General features: G+C 44.4%; 3 protein-coding genes. 2 read left to right on the top strand and 1 reads right to left on the bottom strand.

The window, feature by feature from the left end:
• The coding region (gene pgk / locus B3Y13_RS01580; RefSeq protein WP_296692265.1) for a phosphoglycerate kinase at positions 1–519 on the bottom strand (519 nt) is incomplete at its 3' end.
• Between the two features lie 336 nt (positions 520–855).
• Here pgk and B3Y13_RS01585 point away from each other — a divergent pair.
• On the top strand, positions 856–1,770 hold the full coding sequence (locus tag B3Y13_RS01585) for a radical SAM protein (RefSeq protein ID WP_296692268.1): 915 nt from the start codon (positions 856–858) through the stop codon (positions 1,768–1,770).
• A gap of 315 nt (positions 1,771–2,085) precedes the next feature.
• Complete coding sequence (locus B3Y13_RS01590; RefSeq protein ID WP_296692271.1) at positions 2,086–3,324, top strand: OmpP1/FadL family transporter; 1,239 nt, start codon at positions 2,086–2,088, stop codon at positions 3,322–3,324.
• Positions 3,325–3,487: the final 163 nt, after the last annotated feature.

Below are 3,487 nucleotides of genomic sequence, written 5' to 3' on the forward strand. Positions count from 1 at the left end.
AGTTCCGAAAGCGTCGTTTACAAAAATATCTCCGTAAGTAGCGAGTTCTTTCGCCATTGTCTCACGTTCAGAAGCGTCTTTTGAAGTTTCTTCTTTATGGAAGCGGACATTTTCGAGCATTGCAACTGCGCCTTCAGGAAGAGCGTCGATTGCAGCTTTCTGTCCAAGAGCGTCCGGCAAGAAAGTTACAGGTTTTCCGAGCTTTGAAGCAAAATATTCAACAACAGGCTTCATTCTGTTTTTTCCGTTGATGAATTTTTCAGAATCTGCTTCTGTCCAAGTTTTTCCGGCTTTTTCAGCCTTCTCTTTTGCTTTTTTCACATCTTTGTTCGGGTCTCCGAGATGGCTCATCAGAACAAGCGAGCGCGGATTCTGCTCAAGAATATATTTAATTGTAGGAAGAGCCGCCATAATGCGTGTGTCGTCCTGAACAACACCGTCTTTCATAGGAACGTTAAAATCAACGCGCATGATAATGCGTTTGCCTTTCAAGTCAACGTCTTTTACTGTCTTAATCATCTTATTTCTCCTTTATAAACAGAAATACCGCTTTAAATATAATAATTTCAGGCTGAAAATTCAATAATTTAATTTTTTTAGACAAAAAGGGGAAAGTCTTCCCCTACGGCCGCACTTCGTTGCGCCCTACCCTTTCTACGTAGGGAGCCGTTCGTCGCAGACGAAGAAACTCACGAGGTGAGTTTCTAGGCGAGTCTCGGCGAAAGCTATGCCTGAGCCGCGCCCGTAACGCCCCGCAAAACAATTCCTTATCTCACAAAAAAAATTTGCAGAAATCGAAATTTTCTCAATCCTAAAAACAAAAAACTTTTTCTTCTTATGATATAATTTTCTATTATGAAAAAAAACTCCAGTCCAAAAGGCTTCAATCCTACAGAAATAATTTTCGCCTGCACAACTTTGTGCAATCTCCGCTGCGCGCACTGTTTTGTAAACCGGCTTCCGACAAAGCTAAACACCGGGGACGCAAAAAAGTTGATTCTTTCCTGCAAAAACAATTCCGAATCACAAATCGACAAAATCGGATTTTCTGGCGGCGAGCCTTTTCTTGCTCTTGATTTTATGACCGAAACAATAAAATTCGCGCGAAAAAACGACTTTATGTTCGACCAGATTATGACAAACGGCGACTGGTGGAAAACCGAAAGCGACCTGCGCGAAACCTTGCAAAAAATCTGCAATGCAGGCTACGATGGTAAAATCGGCGTAAGCTACGACAATTTCCACGCGCAGAATTACGAAAGAATCAGAACATTCTGCAAAACTGTGAACGAGATTTTCGGGGAAGAAAATTTGACAATCCAGGCGGTGGCGGATCCGCTTTTAGATGAAGAAAATTCAGAAAAACTTGAAGCCGAGCTGAACGCGCTTTCCGAAGATTTTGCGGCGGATATTTTTATTCTTCCGCAGACTTTCCAATGCGATGACGAGCGCGGCTGGCAGAGCAAAAAATGGTTCAATGAAGATTTTTGCGAAGGACCGGGGCAGATTCTCTTTGTCCACCCGACAGGCGACATTGCTCCGTGCTGCGGCTTTGCGAACGAAAACAGCGCGCTTTTTATAGGAAAAATCACCGACAGCTTTGAAAAAATCATGGAAAACGCAAAAGAAAACAAGATGGTTCAAGCCTGTTTTTGCGACGGACTTTTAAAACACGCAAAAAAGCTTGAAAAATCAGGTGAAAAATTTCCATGCAACGCCCGCACTGACGACATCTGCACATTCTGCGGCTGGCTTTGCAACAATTTATAGCTTCGCACTAGACATCAAAATAAAAAAAGAATAGACTAACGTTCTATATGACAAAATGACATTTTTTATCATTGTGTCATTTTTGTGCTTATAGATTTTTTTCACCAAAAAGGTGTTTTACAGGAGAACAAACAATGAAAAAACTCATTGCCTCTACAATTTTTGCAGCAATTTCTGCAAGCTTTATCTTTGCAAGCGGAGTTGAGAACAAGACAAACCTTAGCACAGGNNACAGGCTATTTAAGAAACCCGAGCCGAAACACAGAGAACGAGCGTCCGGAAGCGGCCTTCTACAACATTGCGGGAACTGCTTTTTTGAAGGAAGGACTTTGGATTGGCGGCGGAAACCAGTTTGTCTTCAAGGAATACTCGAACAAGCTCGACACGAATGATTATTACGCAACTGGCGATTATTCTTCACTTGGTATCAAAGACTACAAATCGACAGACGACACGACAGTCTGGCTCTACCCTGACTTGAACGCGGTCTACAAGAAAGGCAGATGGGCAATCTTCTCGAACTTCGGAGTTTACGCAGGCGGCGGCTCGCTTTCTTACGACGAGGGAACAAGCGCGACAACGCTTATGTTCTTGCAGGGCGCGGCAAAAATGAAAGAGGCAGCCGGACAATATAAATTAATGGCGCAAGGCGCAGCAGCAAACTCTGACAATACATCTGCTACAGCATATGCAACTAAGGCATATCAATATGGAGAACTTGCAACAGCTTCTATCAAAATGGCACAAGACCATTCTCTCGATGTAACTTCAATCACATACGGAATCCAGCTTGGAGCGGCTTATCTCGTTACTGACTGGCTCTCGCTTTCTGCGGCTTACCGCTACACAATCGGAACACAGGACATGACTCTTAAATGCAACGATCCAAATTTCAAGACAATAAACGGCAGCAACAAGATTTCATACGACGCTGCAGGCTACGGCCAGAGCATGGTTTTCGGAATCCACGCAAAGCCGCCGGTTGTTCCAAAGCTCGACCTTTCGCTCCAGTACCAGACTTTGAGCCGCATTGAGTACAATGTTGACAACGTAAAAGGAAACATCGCGCAGTATTACGACATCACGAACGACAAGAATTTCCGCACCGATCTTCCGGCAGTTTTGAACCTCGGAGCAGGCTACCACGTTCTTGACAACCTGTATGTAAGCACAAGCTTCAACTACTACTTCAACGACTTTGCCCATCAGGACTCAATCTTGAGCGAGACAGACTACGACAACTCATGGGAAATCGCGCTCGGCGTTGACTACAGATTCTGCAAGTACGTCGGAGCTTCAATCGGAGCAAGCTACGGAAACCAGGGAACAACAGACACTTCAAACTCAACGTTCAACCCTGTCCTTGACAACATCGTAGTCGGCGGAGGATTTGAGATTTACCCGACAGACCAGCTCACAGTGTCTCTCTCGTGCCTCTACGCGAACTACTTTGACACAGACTACTATCTTGGAAGCAAGTCAAGCTCAACAAAGACAGTCCTGAGCAAGGACGTAATCAACGCGGGAATCGGCGTAACATACCACTTCAACTAAGCGCGCAAAAACGCGGATAAAAAAAGCTCCGTTTCGTTATGAAGCGGAGCTTTTTTTTGTTTCGTCATAGTGACGATTGCCGTTCAAGCACTTTTTCTCGATTCGTCATGGTGACGACTGCCGGCAAAATGATTTTTCTGATTTCGTCACGGTGACGATTGCC

This window comes from Treponema sp. UBA7567, assembly GCF_002476655.1.
GTDB lineage: Bacteria > Spirochaetota > Spirochaetia > Treponematales > Treponemataceae > Treponema_D.

What these genes read in the sequence shown, in the direction of transcription:
- B3Y13_RS01585 (WP_296692268.1), top strand. Translation starts at nt 856, where the DNA reads ATGAAAAAAAACTCCAGTCCAAAAGGCTTCAATCCTACAGAAATAATT.